The sequence below is a fragment of the Halonotius aquaticus genome, from assembly GCF_003605575.1.
In the GTDB taxonomy this organism is placed as follows: domain Archaea; phylum Halobacteriota; class Halobacteria; order Halobacteriales; family Haloferacaceae; genus Halonotius; species Halonotius aquaticus.
This window is the reverse complement of record NZ_QKNY01000013.1, coordinates 166,750-184,020: the sequence shown is the minus strand read 5'-3', so window position 1 is coordinate 184,020 and position 17,271 is coordinate 166,750. Positions and strand designations below refer to the sequence as shown.

At 63.7% G+C, this 17,271-nt stretch carries 20 protein-coding genes and 1 pseudogene; 13 read left to right on the top strand and 8 right to left on the bottom strand.

The features are described 5' to 3' along the window. Window positions 1-12 precede the first annotated feature (12 nt). The gene (locus DM826_RS09155) at window positions 13-333 is read left to right on the top strand and encodes a DUF7091 family protein (RefSeq protein ID WP_120103090.1); all 321 of its coding nucleotides are present in this window, start codon (window positions 13-15) and stop codon (window positions 331-333) included. Here the strand turns inward: DM826_RS09155 and DM826_RS09150 are convergent. Together DM826_RS09150 and DM826_RS09145 are read right to left on the bottom strand one after the other, a co-directional pair. Next, on the bottom strand, window positions 330-842 hold the full coding sequence (locus tag DM826_RS09150; protein WP_120103089.1) for a Tfx family DNA-binding protein: 513 nt from the start codon (window positions 840-842) through the stop codon (window positions 330-332). The two genes, DM826_RS09155 and DM826_RS09150, sit on opposite strands and share 4 nt — an antisense overlap. A gap of 75 nt (window positions 843-917) precedes the next feature. Then, window positions 918-1,466 carry a TRAM domain-containing protein gene (locus DM826_RS09145; protein ID WP_120103088.1) on the bottom strand — a complete coding sequence of 183 codons (549 nt, stop codon included), beginning with the start codon at window positions 1,464-1,466 and terminating at the stop codon, window positions 918-920. Between the two features lie 90 nt (window positions 1,467-1,556). Here DM826_RS09145 and DM826_RS09140 point away from each other — a divergent pair, with 90 nt between their 5' ends. Continuing rightward, window positions 1,557-2,228 carry a hypothetical protein gene (locus tag DM826_RS09140; RefSeq protein WP_120103087.1) on the top strand — a complete coding sequence of 224 codons (672 nt, stop codon included), beginning with the start codon at window positions 1,557-1,559 and terminating at the stop codon, window positions 2,226-2,228. Window positions 2,229-2,240: 12 nt separating this feature from the next. On the opposite strand, the gene DM826_RS09135 is transcribed toward DM826_RS09140, so the two are convergent. After that, window positions 2,241-2,579 carry an SWIM zinc finger family protein gene (locus DM826_RS09135; protein WP_120103086.1) on the bottom strand — a complete coding sequence of 113 codons (339 nt, stop codon included), beginning with the start codon at window positions 2,577-2,579 and terminating at the stop codon, window positions 2,241-2,243. A 71-nt stretch (window positions 2,580-2,650) separates the two neighbouring features. On the opposite strand from DM826_RS09135, the gene DM826_RS09130 reads away from it, so the two are divergent. The 4 genes and pseudogenes from DM826_RS09130 to DM826_RS09115 all read left to right on the top strand — a co-directional run bounded on the left by DM826_RS09130 (window position 2,651) and on the right by DM826_RS09115 (window position 6,016). Next, a complete protein-coding gene (locus tag DM826_RS09130; RefSeq protein ID WP_120103085.1) occupies window positions 2,651-3,781 on the top strand; it encodes a tRNA (guanine(26)-N(2))-dimethyltransferase in 1,131 nt (376 codons plus the stop codon). A gap of 104 nt (window positions 3,782-3,885) precedes the next feature. Further along, window positions 3,886-5,253, top strand: a pseudogene (locus DM826_RS13410) (YihY/virulence factor BrkB family protein). A 110-nt stretch (window positions 5,254-5,363) separates the two neighbouring features. Next, complete coding sequence (locus DM826_RS09120) at window positions 5,364-5,747, top strand: transcriptional regulator (RefSeq protein ID WP_120103084.1); 384 nt, start codon at window positions 5,364-5,366, stop codon at window positions 5,745-5,747. Window positions 5,748-5,815: 68 nt separating this feature from the next. Next, window positions 5,816-6,016, top strand: a complete 201-nt coding sequence (locus DM826_RS09115) for a hypothetical protein (protein ID WP_120103083.1) — start codon at window positions 5,816-5,818, stop codon at window positions 6,014-6,016. A 5-nt stretch (window positions 6,017-6,021) separates the two neighbouring features. Here DM826_RS09115 and DM826_RS09110 read toward each other — a convergent pair whose 3' ends face one another. Further along, complete coding sequence (locus DM826_RS09110) at window positions 6,022-6,966, bottom strand: biotin--[acetyl-CoA-carboxylase] ligase (protein WP_120103082.1); 945 nt, start codon at window positions 6,964-6,966, stop codon at window positions 6,022-6,024. A 67-nt stretch (window positions 6,967-7,033) separates the two neighbouring features. Between DM826_RS09110 and cofD the strand changes: the two genes are divergently transcribed. Genes cofD through DM826_RS09085 form a run of 5 tightly spaced genes read left to right on the top strand, consistent with a single transcriptional unit; the run spans window position 7,034 to window position 10,548 of the window. After that, window positions 7,034-8,023, top strand: a complete 990-nt coding sequence (gene cofD, locus DM826_RS09105) for a 2-phospho-L-lactate transferase (protein ID WP_120103081.1) — start codon at window positions 7,034-7,036, stop codon at window positions 8,021-8,023. Continuing rightward, window positions 8,016-8,771: a beta/alpha barrel domain-containing protein gene (locus DM826_RS09100; protein WP_120103080.1), complete on the top strand. Its 756-nt coding sequence runs from the start codon at window positions 8,016-8,018 to the stop codon at window positions 8,769-8,771. Before cofD ends, DM826_RS09100 begins: the two co-directional genes overlap by 8 nt. Beyond that, window positions 8,768-9,673, top strand: a complete 906-nt coding sequence (locus tag DM826_RS09095) for a triphosphoribosyl-dephospho-CoA synthase (protein ID WP_120103079.1) — start codon at window positions 8,768-8,770, stop codon at window positions 9,671-9,673. Before DM826_RS09100 ends, DM826_RS09095 begins: the two co-directional genes overlap by 4 nt. Continuing rightward, complete coding sequence (locus tag DM826_RS09090) at window positions 9,670-10,308, top strand: DUF447 domain-containing protein (protein ID WP_120103078.1); 639 nt, start codon at window positions 9,670-9,672, stop codon at window positions 10,306-10,308. Before DM826_RS09095 ends, DM826_RS09090 begins: the two co-directional genes overlap by 4 nt. Before the next feature lie 54 nt (window positions 10,309-10,362). Next, a complete protein-coding gene (locus tag DM826_RS09085) occupies window positions 10,363-10,548 on the top strand; it encodes a 30S ribosomal protein S17e (protein ID WP_120103077.1) in 186 nt (61 codons plus the stop codon). A gap of 76 nt (window positions 10,549-10,624) precedes the next feature. Here DM826_RS09085 and DM826_RS09080 read toward each other — a convergent pair whose 3' ends face one another. Continuing rightward, the gene (locus tag DM826_RS09080; RefSeq protein ID WP_120103076.1) at window positions 10,625-12,013 is read right to left on the bottom strand and encodes an NAD(P)/FAD-dependent oxidoreductase; all 1,389 of its coding nucleotides are present in this window, start codon (window positions 12,011-12,013) and stop codon (window positions 10,625-10,627) included. A 117-nt stretch (window positions 12,014-12,130) separates the two neighbouring features. Between DM826_RS09080 and DM826_RS09075 the strand changes: the two genes are divergently transcribed. Next, the gene (locus tag DM826_RS09075; protein WP_165853291.1) at window positions 12,131-12,667 is read left to right on the top strand and encodes a PAS domain-containing protein; all 537 of its coding nucleotides are present in this window, start codon (window positions 12,131-12,133) and stop codon (window positions 12,665-12,667) included. A gap of 272 nt (window positions 12,668-12,939) precedes the next feature. On the opposite strand, the gene DM826_RS09070 is transcribed toward DM826_RS09075, so the two are convergent. Beyond that, window positions 12,940-13,305, bottom strand: coding sequence for a hypothetical protein (locus tag DM826_RS09070; RefSeq protein WP_120103074.1), 366 nt, complete (start codon window positions 13,303-13,305; stop codon window positions 12,940-12,942). 114 nt (window positions 13,306-13,419) lie between these two features. Between DM826_RS09070 and DM826_RS09065 the strand changes: the two genes are divergently transcribed. Then, window positions 13,420-14,370: a D-2-hydroxyacid dehydrogenase gene (locus DM826_RS09065; protein WP_120103073.1), complete on the top strand. Its 951-nt coding sequence runs from the start codon at window positions 13,420-13,422 to the stop codon at window positions 14,368-14,370. A gap of 6 nt (window positions 14,371-14,376) precedes the next feature. Here DM826_RS09065 and DM826_RS09060 read toward each other — a convergent pair whose 3' ends face one another. Then, window positions 14,377-14,889: a hypothetical protein gene (locus DM826_RS09060; protein ID WP_120103072.1), complete on the bottom strand. Its 513-nt coding sequence runs from the start codon at window positions 14,887-14,889 to the stop codon at window positions 14,377-14,379. Between the two features lie 78 nt (window positions 14,890-14,967). Beyond that, window positions 14,968-17,259, bottom strand: a complete 2,292-nt coding sequence (locus DM826_RS09055) for a PAS domain S-box protein (RefSeq protein WP_120103071.1) — start codon at window positions 17,257-17,259, stop codon at window positions 14,968-14,970. Window positions 17,260-17,271 lie beyond the last annotated feature (12 nt).

The following is a 17,271-nucleotide window of genomic DNA, read 5'->3' as shown; positions in this document are numbered from 1 at the left end:
CGAAAGCCGGCTATGGACGAGCGGCTTGAAGCGTTCCTGCGGGAGCACCTCCGCGCAGCCGGCCGGAACGTCGAACGCACCCGCGCCGCCTTTGACGAGGGAGTAGCCGAGGCTGACGACGACGTGACCGCGGCGTTACCGACCGACGATGCCGGCCGCGCGCAACTCGTGTGTCGCCGCCACGCGGTGAAGCGCGCCGCCACGATCGACAGCGAGGGCCGGCCTGCCTGTTTCGACGCCGACCACATCGATTGCCGTGGCTGTGTCGAGGATATCGAAGCTGGCCGGATCGAAACCTGGGAGGCCGACGGAAACCAAAATACCGACAGCTAGTGCGTTGCCTGTCGAACGCGAATCGCGCCTTCCGAAGTGACACTAACGAACAGCCTGGTTCTGACGTTGCGGCCTTTGATCGCCGCGGAGGCCTCATCGCTGATCAGTTTCATCAGATCGGGGGCGGTGTAGGTAACCTTCACGTTCGCCTCGTCGGCCGCATCAAAGATCAGATTCGGCACATCATAGAGATCCGTCTCGGCGGGGATTTCGACGCGCACCGGTGCCGACAACGCTTCGGCAAACCCGACCGTCTCGGTCGCCTTCTGAACATTTTCGCGCGCACTGCTCTCGATGTTTGAGACGTTGGCCCGGGAGGTGCCGAGTCGGTCGGCGATATCCCGCTGGCGGAGGCCGTGTTCCCGGAGCGCGAGTACCTCGGCTTGCCGCTGGGTCAACACATTGGTCTCGGGATCGAACCCGATCCGATCGAGGAGTGCGGCCACATCGAGTGACGCGCCGTCCTCGTCCGGTGGCGTTGCGGTTGGCGTGCCATCGCTGTCGGTCATTGCTCACGTATTGTCGGGGAACTGCAAAAAGCTACAGACTTCGCTGTCCACGGCGGCATCGCTCGGTGACCGACCTCAGCCACCCCAGAAGTTCTCGCGGCTACCGAGGCGGTCGCGGTCGGGCCGATCCGGACTGTCGTCGCTGTCGTCCGTGTCTTCCTCCTCATCGGCTGATTCCTCGGTATCGCCGTCGTCGTCACCGGTGGCGGCGGCGGTATCCGCATCGTCGGTCTCCTCATCGTCCAAGTCGGCATCGGCGTCTTCCTCAGATTCCTCGTCGGCTTCCAGTGGGAGCCGTTCGACGATCTTCTTTGCGCGGGCGTGACTGCCTTTGACGCGATCGATCCGCACCTTCGCGCGAGCCGGTGGGAGCAACCCATCGACAAACACGATAAAGCCATCCTCGGTGCTGCCGACGCCGGCCCCGCTTTCGTGGATATCGTCGATGTCGACGATAACCTCCTCGCCGGGGGTGACCGGCTGCTGTTTGAGTTCGGTGATCGGCATCCCGTAGTGTTGGCACCACTCCGCGCCGCCGCGGTTCTCCTCGTAGTGTTGACACCCCATGCCTTGCATCCGCTCGGAGAAGCTCGGACAGTCCTCCGCCAGTGGACAGTTCGCCATACACCGTCGTAGCGAATCCCCCGTCTAAACGCTTCCGCTGCCGGGATCGAGAACCGCGTGACTCTTTGGCACCCACCGCGAGGTGGCTGTATGAACCGGTATGCGCCCGAGTTGGCCCTGATCGCCGGGGGAATCCTCGGGGGCGGGATCGGTGGATTCGTCCTTTTTTCACTTGGTGATCCGGCCGCAGCGATCGTCGCCACCGTTGTCTGCTGGTACCCCTTCGGGGCCTACGCGGTACGCACCAGCGACTCGCCGACGGGCGTCTTACCGCCGCGACTCCTCACGATCATCGCCGGCGGTGCATCACTTGTCGTCTGGGGCGGGATCGTTCGCCAACAGCCACCAACCATCGACACGGTTGTGTTCGGCTGGCTGTTGGCACTCGTCGTCTTTCTGCCGGTTGCGGGCTACGCCAGCAGCTACGGCACCCCACCAGCGAGTCTCAAGCCGCGTGTTGTCGTTGTCATAACAACGCTCGGTGCAGCCGGGCTGCTTGCTATCGGAACGGTCGCCGCCACCGGCCCGGCGGCGACCAGCGCGCTGTTGGTCTTCCTCGCCGGCTGGCTGTTTTACCTCGGCGGTGTACAGCCGACACAGCAGCGACGCCGAAACACATTGCTCGGCGGCCTCGGCGTGGCTGCCGGCTTGGTTGTCGTCGCCGGGCTCACGGCAGGGCCATCTGAGCCGCTTGTCGCCGCCGCGTTGGTCGCCGCCTTCGGGCCGCTGTTTGGCTATGTGTTGACGACAGATCCGCGGTGAAGTCGCCGCGACCTACATGAAGTCTCGCACGTCAGAGTACCACATATCGTGGTGATCAATCGCATCGATTCGCTCGGCGATCTCGACGGCCAGGGCGTGCCAGCACTGTTCATCCGCGTCGAGATTGTACTGGCTGTCCTTACAGGTGCAGCCGCCGTCTTCGATCACGTATTCGGATTCGTAGCCGACGACGACGGTGAAATCGCGGTACCGCTTCACCCGTTGTTCAGCCACCGCGTCGATGGCTTTGCCGCCGCGGTCGCCGTGGGCCGAGAGGATGGCGGTAACGATCGCCGGCTGTAGCTCACCGGCCGCATCGAGTGCCGCCCGCCAGTCGTCGACCTCGCTCACAGCGGGCTTACAGGATACCGGGCCTAATCAGGTTCGGTGTCCTTTTTCCGGCGGCGGTACCCACGGTCGCTATGGAACTCAGCGAGGGCGGCGTCGAGATCGACGTCGAGCAGCCACGAGACGGCACCCGGGAGGGCAGCGGCGACGGCGTGTTCTTCAACCCGACAATGGAGCTCAATCGGGATATCACGGTCGCCGTGCTGCGGGCCTACCAGGAACGGGAACCCCGTGTTGCCACCTATCTCGATGGGATGGCTGCCTCCGGGATTCGTGGCGTGCGAGCCGCAAACGAAGGGTACGACGTGACCTGCTGTGACACCGACAGCAAGGCTGTCGCCCTCGCCAGACAAAACCTCGCTCGCAACGATCTCGACGGTGCGGTCGTTGAGCGCAATGTCAACGCCCTCCTGCATGAGGAGATGTTTGATATCGTTGATCTCGATCCCTTCGGCACACCGATCCCCTTCGCTGACGCTGCCTTCGCTCAAACCCGCAATATGGTCTGTGTGACGGCGACCGACACCGCACCGATCTGTGGCGCGCATCTCAACAGCGGGAAACGCAAGTACAGCGCGGTGCCGCGCAACACCGACTACCACCCTGAGATGGGGCTGCGAACGCTCATCTCCGCGTTAGTTCGGACGGCCGCCCGCTACGATGTAGCCGCCGAACCGATCTGCTCCCATGTCAGCCGCCACTACGCCCGCACGTATTTGGAACTCGACCACAGCGCGAGCCGTGCCGACGACCTGCTCGAATCGCTGGGGTTTGTCCACCACTGCGAGGACTGTCTCGCCCGCGAGCACGAGTTCGGCTGGTATCCCGAGTCGGTGCCCGAGACCTGTCCGAACTGTGGGAGCAATCGCGTCGTCACCGCCGGCCCGATCTGGCTCGGCGGGGTCGCCGACAGCGAGTTTACCGAACTGGTTCGCCAGCAACTCAGCCCAGAATTGGGCGAACGAAAACAGGCTGACAAACTGCTGGCGACGGTCGCGGACGAACTCGATACACCGACCCATTACGACCAACACCGCCTCTGCAAGCAGTGGGGCGTCCCGGCTAACGCGATGGACGAGTTTCTCGACGACCTGCGCGCCGCGGGCTATGAGGCGACCCCTGCCCAGTACAGCGGGACAGCGTTCAAAACCGACGCGGATGTCACAGAGATCCGGGAAGCGGCGGCTCCCGACGCCGACAACTGAGCCGCGAGAGATCACCCGCTGAGTCAACACACCAACCTCTTTTCGGCGATCCGCGATAACGGACATACCAACCCCTTTTCGGCGATCCACGATAACGGACGGTCGTGAACTCGCGAACCCGGACTATCGTGGCGACAACAAAAGCGGTCGTGGCGACGGCCAGAGACAGGGAGATCACGTTTCTGGCCGCCGCGGTCGCCTACTACGCCTTTGTCTCGTTGTTGCCCGCGCTCCTGTTGTTGCTCGTCGTGGCGACAGGCGTCGGCGGTGCGAGCGTCGCCGAGCGGCTCGTCACCCTGACCAGCGGATTTCTCACACCAGCCGGCCAGGAAGCCGTCGCAGGAGCGATTGCGAACGCGCCTGGAGCCGGTAGCGCGACCATCGTTGGGCTCGCTGTCCTCGCCTGGAGTACGCTCAAAGTCTTTCGCGCGCTCGATACCGCCTTTCTGACCGTTTACGGCCAAGGCGACACCGCGAGTCTCGGCGGCCAGCTCCGGGATGCGAGCTTGGTTCTCATCGGGATCGGCGGTGGCATCGGGATCATGGTCGTGCTTGCGGTCGTGTTGGCCGCACTGCCGCTCGACACAGGCAGTCGGGTAGTTGGCGTCCTCGGCCTCCCTGCCGTGTTGACGCTGCTCTTGGTGCCGGTCTACCGGCAGTTCCCGAATCCACCGATACCGATCCGAGACGCCCTCCCGGGAACACTCTTTGCGGCTGTGGGCTGGACACTGCTGCAGGCCGGCTTTCAGCTCTATGCCGCCAGTGCAACCCAGTATACGGCGTATGGGGTTATCGGCGGCATTCTGTTGCTGGTGACGTGGCTGTATCTCGCAGCGAATATCGTCATTCTGGGTGCGATCATCAACGCGGTACTGGCCGGCGTCGACAGCGTGGCGACACCGACCTGAGACAGCACCCACCAGCCGATCGCGGTTCCGGATCGGCAGTTACAACACCCCGGCAACCGAGGTGTCGGATACATGTCGCCTGAGCGAACCGCCGAGGAGTCGATCGCTGACGATGGGGCAGGTGGCGGCGACACCCCCGGTGCCGACGAAACGACCGCCAGCGACGGCGGTCACGTCGAGCCGGAGGGGGCCCCGGATATCAGCGATCTCGACGCCCGTCTTGCGGAGCTTCGCGCGGAGTTCGACGACTTCGAGGCCGATATCGAGGATCGAACCGTCGACAAGCCAGCCCTCAAAGCCGACCTCGAACGCTATATCCGCCGGAAGCGCCGCCGCGGCCACGCCCGCGGCTGGGGACCATATATGGTCTTGTTGTACGGCACCGTCATGACCCTCGGGGCGTTTTATTGGCTCCAGAATGACTGGCTGGCGATCCTCGCCATGGTGATCATCTTTCTATCGACGCTCGGCCTCTATACCCTGTTTGTGCTTGTCGGCGTCGGGTTCAACGCCCTCGGCGCACCGGGGAAGGCCCTCGATATCGTCCGCGATCGGCGGGACTGATCGTCGGCTGCTCGCCTGAACTGCTTGGAGTCTATCCCGCCACATCGGCGGCTGACGGGCGTCTGACGCTGGGATAGGCTTACGTAGCTGCCACCCAACACCGAAGACAAATGGTCAAATCCACAGTCAGGTTCTCCGAGACGGTGATGGATCGGGTCGAGGAGCTGGTCTCCGGCGACCAGTTTTCCAGCAAATCGGAGTTCCAGCGGTTTGCCGTCGAGTACGTCCTCTCCGAGATTGACGACTACGAACCCGAAATGCTGGATTTCGAGGACGTCCGCGATGAGGTCTTTCCCGACCACGCTCTGGGTCGCGAGGAGCCGGAAGGCGAGGGTGACGGCGAATTCTATCAGGTCGCCGCCCGCGTCCGGCAGTTTGCTCTCCGCGGTGAGGTCGACACCGCCCGCGAGCTGATCGACACGCAGTATCCCGCGACCGACCCGCGGGCGATGGTACTCGACGATATCATCGAAACCTATCGCCACGGCGAGTAAGGCTCACCTGTGGCAGTCCAGAGAGCCGGAAGCAGACCGATTATACTAATCCAGTCCCCAGAGAGACCATGAGCGAGGATCCATTGGAGACGGTGCAGACGCTGCTTGAATCGGTGATCGAGGAGACAGACGACCAAGAGGTACACTACAAACTGCGCTCGGCACTCCAGATACTGGAAGCCAGCAAGGTGGAGGTCTCAACGCTCAAAGAGGCCGTCGCAGATCACCCCGAACTCGAAGACCGACTCAGCGATCTCGGCTACCTCTGAACTGATTAGACCGGCCGGAGATGCTCACAATCGCCGGCATGGACGACTTCTTCGCCGCTGTCTGTGTCAACGACGAGCGCGCCGGGGAACTGAACGTCGACAGCCCTTCCCTCGATTTGCTCGCGGCCGGTATCGACACGCACCGCGCGGCCGAGCGTGCTGCTGTAGGCCCGCCACTGCTCGATGATCGTGTCCGGGGCAGCTACCAACGTCGACAGCGATTCAAGGATCGTCTGGAGCACTGCCCGACGATCAACGTCGCCGCCCTGTTCCTGGAGGCTGGCCGCGCCGTCCGGCAACGCCTCGCGTGCGATGTTGGCGTTGAGCCCAATCCCCACGAGGAGCCAGGAAACGCGGTCGGCTTCCCCCTCCATCTCGGTGAGAATGCCGGCGAGCTTCTGACCGCCACGGTCGCTGTCAGGGTCGTCGCCGACGAGCACGTCGTTGGGCCATTTGAGCGTCGCCTCAACGCCAACGGCGCGGCAGGCATCGACGACAGCAACGCCAGCGGCTAATGTGACCAGCGGGACGTGGGCGGCCGGCAACGACGGATCGAGCACCGCCGAGGCCCAGATCCCGCCAGGCGGCGAGTCCCATGAGCGCTCAAGTCGCCCCCGACCGCCAGTTTGTTCGTCGGCAACGACGACGATATCGCGGTCGCCGTCGACCGCGAGCTCGCGGGCACGATCGTTCGTGCTCCCGATCGAGTCGTGGTACTCGACCGTATAGGGTGCGTCGAGTTCATACTCGATTGCGGCCGCGCCGTACGCCGGGACGCTCGTGACGGCATAGCCGTCCGGGGTGCTTTCGATCTCGAAGCCGGCCTCGCGCAGCGCGTCGACCTGTTTCCAGACGGCGGCCCGCGAAACGCCCAACTCCGCGGCGAGTTCCGGGCCCGTTGCCGGCCCCGTAGCGAAAGCCGACAGCAGTGTTCGGCGCGTCTCGTTCATGTGGCTGGCTTTGTGTGCGGTGGCAAAGAGCCGTCGGATACAAACGGACAGGGGCCGAACCGGAAGTATGCGCACGCTGCTCGCCGGCGGGACGGGGACGCCGAAGCTGCTGGCCGGCGCGAAAGCTCACGTCGATCCCGCCGAGTTGACCGTCGTTGGCAACACCGGCGATGATGTCGAGCTCGGCGGGCTGCTCGTCTGTCCGGATCTCGATACGGTGCTGTTCCACGAGGGCGGGATGCTCGATACCGACCGCTGGTGGGGAATCGACGGCGACAGCCACGAGACAACCGCGGAACTCCACCGACTGGCCGACGCCGCCGGCCTCGACGACGGGCCGCAATTTCTGCCCGACGACAAGCAGACCACCGGTCGCGAAATCGCTCGCTGGCGACGCTTTTCGGGGATTGCGGAGTTCATGACGATCGGTGACCGCGATCGAGCTGTTCACATCACGCGAACGAGCCTGCTGGACGAGGGGCACTCGCTCACCGAGACAACCGCGATCCTCGCCGACGCCTTCGGTGTCGAGGTGACACTGCTCCCGATGAGTGACGATCCGGTCGCGTCGCTCATCCACACCGACTCGGGACTGATGCATTTCCAAGCATACTGGGTTGGCCACCGCGGCGACGTTGCTGTCAACGATGTGGAGTTCCGCGGAGCCGACGACGCTGAACCAACCGACGACGTGCTTGACGCCCTCGACAACCCGGTCGTGATCGGTCCCTCAAACCCGGTGACGAGTATCGGCCCAATGCTCGCCCTCGACGGCGTCGAAGCCGCACTTGACGAGACCGATGTCGTCGCTGTCTCGCCGTTTATCGAGGATCGTGTCTTTTCGGGGCCAGCGGCTGATCTCATGGCCGCGACCGGCCGGGAACCGAGTACACAGGGTGTCGCCGACGCCTACCCGTTTGTCGACGCCTTTGTGCTTGATACCGACGACGAGACCGAGTTGGATCGTCCGGTGGTTCGCACTGACACCGCGATCGAGACGGTCGCCGACAGCGAGCGCGTGTTCGCGGCGATCCAGGAGGCGTTGGCGCGTGTTTGAGCCACCGCTTGCGCTGGCCAGCCTGAGCGGCGAGGCCGACGCCGAGTGGGCACTGGCTGCCGCCGATCACGCGGGCGCGGCGTTTCTCGGTGGGATCGCCCTTGATGAGCCCGCCCGCGAGGCCGCCCGCCAGCTTGTCGCCCGCGATCGCGAGGAGTTCCTCCCGGCTGATCCACTGGCGTTCATCGACGCCCAACTCCAGACGGTCGCCACCGATACCGCGTCGATTCGGCCAGCCATCAACGTCAGAACCACGACCGCCGACCCCATCAGAGCGGCGGCAGCGATCTGTGCCGACTACGACGCGATCCTGGAGATCAATGCTCACTGCCGCCAAGCGGAACTCTGTGCGGTCGGCTGTGGCGAGTCCCTGTTGGCCGACAGCAGCCGGCTGGCCGACTACGTCGCCGTCGCCGCCGAGGAAGGGGCAGCTGTCAGCGCCAAGGTCAGAGCCGCCGTCGACGGCGTTGATCTTGTCGCGGTCGCCGAAGCGATCGAGGCGGCCGGTGGCGATGCGATCCATATCGACGCGATGGACACCGAACCCGTCGTCGGTGCGGTTGCCGACGCGACCGAGTTGTTCGTGATCGCGAACAATGGGGTCAGAGACGCCGACAGCGTCCGCGAATATCGTCGCTTCGGAGCCGACGCCGTCAGCGTCGGGCGACCGAGCCGCGATCCCGACGGCCAGGTATTGCGCCGTGTCGCCGACGCCGTTGCACAGCACAGCCCGGAGCCAAACCCATGAGCGACGATACTCAGCCGGCGGCCGGCACCGACCGAGACCGAACCCCAGCCGAAAACGCACAACTCGCCCTGCTGCTCGAAGTCAGTGGCACCCCAAAGCCGGGGAATGTCGACCGCCACCGCGATCTCGATGAGCTCCGATTTGAGCACTTCATGGCCGGCGCGGTCGGCGCAGCCGAGGGGCTCCGTCGGGCGGAAGCCGGCGATCCCGTCGGCGTCGCCTTCGAGGAGGCGGTCGCCGGCATGGCAACCCAACAGGGCGGCAACACGCAGTTTGGCTGCCTGCTGTTGCTCGTGCCACTCGTTCGGGCTGCGGCAACCGACGATCTCTCACCGGCCGGCGTTAGCGAGATCGTTGCGGCAACGACCGTCGACGACGCGGTGCAGTTCTATCGGGCCTTCGAGCATGTCGATGTCGCCGTCGGCGACCCGCCGCCGGAGGCTGACGCACTTGACGTGCGCCGGGGCGCTGCGGCCGCGTCGACGCTCCGAGAGCGAGAGCTATCACTGGGTGAGATTATGGAACTTGCGGCCGATCCCGCCGAGGGGGTTCCTGATGGCAACGCCCGCGAGTGGGTCACCGGCTTCGATCGCGCGTTCACAGCAGCCGACAAATTGCTGGCCGACAGTGGGCCGGTCGGCGATCGCACGGCGCGACTTTTTCTCGACTTGCTGGCTGCGCAGCCGGATACGCTCGTGGCGACAACACACGATGCGGCAACCGCGCGCAAGGTCTCCCAGCGGGCCGCCACAGTCGCCGAGCGCGTCGATACCGACGGCGACCTCACGACCGCCGAGGAACTCGCCGCGGAGTTCGTCGACGCCGGCTACAACCCCGGCACCACGGCGGATCTGACCGCCGCCGCGCTGTTTATTGCGCTTGAACGTGGGCTGTCTGTATGACCAGCGACGGCGGGCATCCAAGCGACAGCGTCGCCAGCGATTGGCCGGTTGCGCTCCGCGGCGTCACCGAGTCAATCGTCGCCACCCTCGGCCCGAACGACCGCTGGAACATGGCTGCCCTTGGGTTGCATGCCCCCGACGAGTCAGGCGAGCCGGTCGAAGCGACAACCTGGGGCAACACCCGCACGAAGCGCAACTTTCACCGGCAGGGCGGTGGTGTCGTCCAGTTTTCCCCTGACCCACGAGCGTTCGTCGATGCTGCGGTGACGATCCGAGAGGAAGAACATCCCGTATTGCCGAGTGCCGACGCATGGGTCGACGTTGCAGCCGAATCCGTCGCAACCGGTACAGATGGCGGCACCGAGTGGGAGCGGTGGGAGCTTCGGCCAACCGACACGGGGACTGTCGCCGCCGAACGACCACACACGATCAACCGCGGTTTCGGGGCCGTCATCGATGCGACCGTCGCCGCCTCGCGGTTGGATGTGCCGAGCTATGACACTGAAACACTGCTCGATCGACTGGCATACTTCGAGGAAACAGTTGAAAAATGCGGGGGGCCCCAGGAGCGGGCGGCCTTTGAGACTCTGAGTGAGGCGACCGACTGGCGGTCGCTGACCGGTAATGAGGGCTGAACGACGACTGTCGCGGAACGAATCGTTTTAGTGGTGCTCCGGGTAATCCCGTGTATGGCAATCAAACCGAAGTACGTCAAGCAGCTCGGTCGCACCCTGCTTGAGGACTATCCGGAGGCGTTCAACACGGATTTCGAGACGAACAAGGAAAACGTCAGCAAGCTCACCACCGTCGAATCGAAGGGTGTCCGAAACCGGGTCGCCGGCTACATCACCCGGAAGAAAGCCGCGAAAGTCTAATCGGATCTTTTGACGACGTTGTCCCCGCAAGCGCGTGTCACAGCACATCGTGTAGCGACCGTAGTCGCCACGTCGCTCAGTAGACGTAGTCGTTCTCGGTCAACTGCGTGTATCCCTGCTTCCGCAGCCGGCGTTTCTGTTTTTTGTACTGATAGAGGATCTTCGCTCCTGAGAGCCCGGAGCGGAGCGTGTTCATCTCGAAGAGATTCACACCCTCGGCGGTGAGCATCCCTCGTACCGATTTGAACGTGCGATCCCAGTCGTCCGGGCCGTAGTCCCGACACAACTCCGCAAACGTCACATTCCGAAGCAACTCGTCGCCGATCGCCGATCGCCAGCGGTCGTTGTACGCCGCCAACTCACCGGTCGCCGCCAACTCGCCGGCGATCTTTCCAGTTCGAACGGCGACGTGGTCGCCACCCTCATGGAAGGCCGAGGTAGTTCCCATCGCCCCGCCGACGACGGCGATCCCGGCGTCGACTGGTGATTCGATCGGCTGTGTCGAGGAGATGCTGTAGGTTTCGGTGCCGTCGCGTTTGCCGCAATCCTCAACGATCGGGAAGTCCGCCTCGATATCGTACTCGTCGCCCCACTCCAGTTCGAGTAGGCGGCGAATGTAGGTTGCCCCGTTTGGGATCGTCTCGTCGTTAGCTTCGAGTAGCGGGTAGGCGTCGCGATCTTCGACCGCGTCGATGTCGAGCCCGATCGGCATCGTTAGCCCGATCCGACAGACGCCGTCGTCGTTCGGAAACACCCACGGGTAGGCAGTGTGGCCGGGCATATGCCCCCACCAGAAGGTGATCGCGGTTTTGAGCTCCTCGAAGACGGCGTCGGGCACTCGACGGTACTCCTGGTAGGCGATGTGGTTGGCTTTCGGGGCGGCCAACCGCTCGGAGGCCGGTGTGTCGGCGGGGAGATAGTCGTCGAGCACCTGGTTTGTGACGGTTCGTTGTGGCCCGTCGGCAAGGATCACGACATCGGCACCGATGTCCTCGCCGTCGGCGACCACGACCCGGTGGCGAGGCTCGTCGCCGGCGGCATCGAGGGTACTCTCGACAGCTCTGACCCGCACGCCGACCCGGTAGCTCGCGCCGGCGGCTTCAGCCCGTTCCCGAAGCCAGTCATCAAAGCGGGCTCGTTGGAAGGTATAGCCGAAGTGGTCGTATGAGGAGTCGATGCCGGTGCTCGTCAGCGTGCAGGCCTCGGTCGGGCCGACAAACTCCGCGCGGTCGAGTTCCTGGCAGACGACATCGTCGGGAAACTCATCGGGGTGAATCCCCATGAGATCAACCCAGTAGTCGAGAATCCCGGCGGCGTCCGTCGAATCCGGGCCAAGAAAGTCGCGGTCGGCTCGGGGGACGCCCTTTTCGAGGACGACCGCCTCGGCAGCCTCACCGGCGGCAGCGTGGGCTGCGGCCGCCCCAGCCGGGCCGCCACCGACGATGGCGACATCTACGCGTTCCATACAGTCACCCGGCCTGATCGAGGCTTAAACCCACTGAAACAGCCCGCTATTTTCCGAAAAGACACCGCCGCGAGGATGGATCTCAACGCCTACATGGCTCGGTCTCCAACCGCTGGTATGGCCGAATCAGCGGACGTTGGGGCTCTACTTCGGCAGCATGTCGACGACGGGCCGACGATCCCATCGACAGCCGTTGCCGACTCGCTGGCGGCGGCCCTTGGTGAGATTCGAACGGCCGCAGCGCCCGAAACATACGGCGGTGGCGACGAGACGGCAATCGGGTGGGCGACGCCTGCGATGGACACCGCCCCGATCAGCATGGTGATCACCGGTCCAGCCTACGAGGACAATCCGGTGTGGTACGCCAACGACGCCTTCGAGTCGCTGACCGGGTACGCCGAAGCAGACGTGCTGGGCGAGAACCTCCGGTGTCTGCAAGGCCCCGAGACGGCCGCCGAGCCGGTCGCTACGCTGCGAGAGGCAACCGAGATCTGGACAGCCGCGATTACCGAGTTGCAAAACTACCGCGCTGATGGCACACCATTTTACAGCCGGGTTGCTATCGCGCCGATCCCCGACGAAACAGGGACGATCAGCAACTGGGTCGGGTTTCAGGAGCCGGTCGAGACGGCTATTGACACGTCATCGCCGTGAGACGGCTTTGTGGACGGACATATCGACCGATGGCAGACCTCACGACGTACTCCATCGGCAGCACTCAGTCAACGAGGAGCACGAGGAGTGCGCCAGCGACAATCAGCAGTCCCAACAACAGTACTGCATACAACATGAATCGGTCACTCCCATCCATAAGATACTCTACTCGCTTGAGACACTTGGATGTCCCACTTGCGGCACCAACAAGCCGTACCAGGAGGACAGTTCAGGATCTCACTCTTGCAGGCAGGTATCAGTCGACGGATCCGCTACTGATTGCGCTCCGACTGAGCTGGCGCGTTCGACTGTTCGGCGGCTTGCTGGCTGATCTCCTCTAGTGCGGCCTCTTGTTCACCACGTGCTACTCCACCGGACTCAGCGTGTCGACCAGCATACTGCCGACAGGGAATCAGGTTCCAGACAGCCGAAGGACTGCTGTCAGCGGTCTCGTCGGTGGCCGATGATTGCAGCCGACGAAGCCCCACCCAACCGGCGACACCGACGGCGACAAGAGCGAGGCCGTGCCAGCCGCCGATCACCCACAGCGCGGCCGGAATACTGCCACAGAGAAGGACGGCGACGATGATGACCCCAAGCCGAGACTGCCCACGGTCGTCACGGTGGAGCGCGACCATAGCGATCGTTGCACGCACAACAGAATATGTGTGTCGGCTGACGAGACGTGTGGGTGTGGAACTGCCCAGCAGCGAGAGGCATATTTTAATGTGGCAGACAGCCGAACCGCCGGTATGGGCTCCCCAACAATCGCCGTGTTGCGACAGAAGATTCACGGGCTGTCGGCGAACGACTACGCGACAGCGTTGCGGGATGAACTCCCGGAGATCGACATCGCCGTCGCAGACACGCCGGCTGCGGAACGCGAGCTTGTGGCGTCGGCACCGATCGTCACCGGCTACGACCTCGATGCGGAGCTGATCGAGACCGCCGAGAATCTCGATCTCTTCGCCGGTGTCTACGCGGGCGTCGACCACCTCCCCTTGGATACCTTCGAGGCCAACGATGTCGCGGTGACAAACGCCTCCGGGGTTCATGGGCCGAATATCGCGGAGTACGTCATCGGCGCGATTTTGAGTCACGTGCGTGGCTTCCCGCGAGCGCGACGACAACAGGAGCAACGTACCTGGCAGTCGTATCCCGCCCGCGAACTACAGGGCAGTACGGTGACAGTTGTCGGCCTTGGGGCGATCGGCTCAGCAGTCGTCGACCGACTCGATCCCTTCGGCGTCGAAACCCTCGGTGTTCGCTACACCCCCGAGAAGGGAGGCCCAACTGACGAGGTATTCGGCTTCGACGAGCTGCATACGGCCCTTGCTCGCACCGACTATCTCGTCTTGGCCTGCCCGCTGACAGAGACGACCCGTGGGCTGATCGACAGCGAGGCGCTGTTGACGCTGCCGACCGAAGCGTTCCTCGTCAACATCGCCCGCGGTGGCGTCGTCGACACCGATGACCTCGTGAGCGCGCTGCAGGCCAACCGGATCGCCGGCGCGGCACTCGATGTGACCGATCCCGAGCCGCTACCGGAAGACCATCCGCTGTGGGGGTTCAACACCGTCTCGATCACGCCACACAACGCCGGCCACACGCCGCGGTACTACGAGCGCACCGCCGAGATTCTCGCCGACAACATCGACCGATACCGCAACGGCGAGACCGACTTTGAAAACCGCGTCGTCTAACGCATCTCAGGGACTCACCGACACCACGACCGCCGGCACGACCACCAGCACCGTCAGCCCATAGACAAGGGCTGAGCGGAGCCACTGGCCGCGAACCGCCGTTGCTTGTTCCTCGTAGGGGCGACCACCGGCTCGCGGGAGAACGAGGTGGGCAAAAAAGGCGTAGATGAAGCCGACAACGACGATCACGCCGACCAGATGCGCGGGCAGGCCGACGCCAACGGTCGGCGGCAGCGTCGGCGTCAGTCGGTCAACAACGAGGGCGACAAGCGCGTACAACAGGCCGGCCAGCCCGCCAGCGAGATGGTGGGCGAACATTGCCGTCCGAAACCGAACATCGGTTGGCGGCGTTCGGGTCAGGACGCCGGCAGCGATATACGCCGGCGTAAAGCCCTCAGGCTGGCGACTCATCGGCCAATCCATCACGAGTGCAGCCACGACGCCGGCAGCGATGCCGATCGCCAGAAACCACAGCGGGGCCAGCCCGCCGATCGTGAGGCCACTCGTGAGCGATTCCATACCTGACACACCATGTCGATCCGTAAATAAGCACGTCAGACGGCATGCAAGAGCCGACCCAACACCCTACAGCAACGATTAGCTGTCGGGTAGCGTGACGTAGAACGTGGCTCCCTCGCCGGGCGTCGACTCGACGCTGATCTCGCCGTCGTGGCGGGCGACGATCCGCTCACAGATCGCCAACCCGATCCCCGTGCCATCGCTGTCGCCGCCCTTATCAAAGAGGCCGAAGATCTCATCCTGCTGGTCGGCTGGAATGCCGGGGCCGTCGTCGCTGACAGCGAACTGAACTCCTTCGGGAACCGACGTGCTGGTCACGCTGACCGTTGTCTCCTCGCCGCCATGTTCGATCGCATTTTTAATCAGATTCTCAAACAGTTGCACCAACTGATCCTCATCGGCCTCGATCGTCGGGAGGCTGTCGACGTGGAGTTCCGAGTCCGTCTCCGCAAGTTTGAGTTCGAGATCCGCCTCGACAGCCGAAAGGACGGTGTTGACATCGGTTTCGGTGTGTTCGCTGCCTTCAGTTTCAACCCGGGAGTAGAGGAGAAGTCCGTCGATCATCCCACGCATTCGCTCGGCCCCGTCGACGGCGAAATCGATATACTGCCTGGTTTCGTCATCAAGCTGCTCTTCGAGTTCTTCCTCCAGCAGACAGACGTAACTCGATACCATCCGCAGTGGCTCCTGGAGATCATGGGAGAGAATGTACGCAAACTCCTGTAACCGCTCGTTTGAGCGTTTGAGCTCCTCCTCGAACTCCTTGCGCTCGGTGATGTCCTGTTGCGTTCCGGCCACGGCCACGAGTTCGTCGCCGTCGTACCGCGGGGTGCCTCGGGTGCGAACCCACCGCATCGTGCCGTCGTCTCGCAGGATCCGCACCTCAAGATCGAACGGCGTGCCGTCGGTTGTGAGCTCCGCAAACGCCGAGCGGAGTGATTCCCTGTCATCCGGGTGGAACTGCTCGATCGCCGCCCCCACGGTCGGATCATACGTCTCTGGCTTCCCGTGGATATGATAGACCTCATCGGTCCACTGGAGCGTCTCCGAGCGCAGGTCATACTCCCAACCGCCGATGTTGGCCACCTGTTGGGTCTGTTCGAGAAGTTCGCTTGTGCGTTCGAGTTCCAGTTGTTGCTGTTTGTCCTCGGTGATGTCCTGTTGGAACCCGACGAAGTTCGTCAGCACCCCCTCGTCGTCGGTCACAGGTGCGATCGAAACCCGGTTCCAGAACTGCTGGCCGTCCTGTTGGTAGTTCCGAAGTTCGACAGTTACCGACTCGGCGTTGTCGATAGCCTGACGCATCTCGGCGACCGGCTCCTCGCGGGTTGCATCGCCCTGTAGAAACCGACAGTTGCGGCCCAGCGCGTCGGCTTCACTGTACCCCGTCATCTCCTCGTAGCGGTCGTTGACGTAGATCAGCGGATTATCGCTTTGCTCGGGATTGGTGATCGTAATGCCGACCGGGGCAGCCTCGATCGCGCGATCCTTTCGTCGCAACTCCTGTTCGCGGTCGGCGCGTTCGAGTTCGGTGCTCGCCCACTCACTGAGCAGTTCGATGAACGTTTCTTGCAGTTCAGTAAACGGTGTGTCCGTGGGGTCGCGGTCAGCAAAACAGAGCGTCCCGACCGTTTCGCCATCGACGACAAGCTTCGAGCCCGCATAACAGCCCAGCCCAAACCGATCGTAGGCGGGGTCGTTCTCCCAGCCATCCTCGGCAGCATTGACGACCGTCATCGGCTGGTCGCGGTCGGGCTCGACCGTATACCGGCAGTAGGATTCCGCAAACGGCGCGGTCGCACCGTCTTGGAGCTGGTCGTTGGGGCCAACACCGATCGTGATCCGTTGGGTGTCGCCGTCGATACTGGTCAGAAATCCCTGCTCGACACCCATGACCGTGCGACCGAACTCCAGCAGCGACGCCATCCGTTCCTCGAACGGTGCCGATTGCGAGGCCAGTTCGTGAAAGCGTCGTAGCACCGACTCCTGGGTTTTGAGCTGATTGATCCGATCCTGCTCGGGGGTGATATCCTGGAATTCGGCCAGCACATACGGCTCGCCATCGAGCGTGGTCGTCGAGAGCCGAACACGAAGCTGTGACACCTGGCCGCTCGGGGTCGCAACCGCCCATGCAAACTGTTGGGGCTCCCCGTCGGTTGTCGCCTGAATCTGTTGGTGGAACGCATCCGACGTCGCCGTCGCATCGGCGGCCGAGTATGCCTCCATCGTGGTACCGCGCAGCTCCGCGGCCGGGTGCCCGGTCAGCGCTTCGACCCGTTCGTTGACGCTGTGAATCACGCCGGTGTCGGGATCATGTACCGATATCCCGACCCCGAGATCGTCGCAGAGCGACGGGATAAGCTGAGCCATTGACAATGAGGT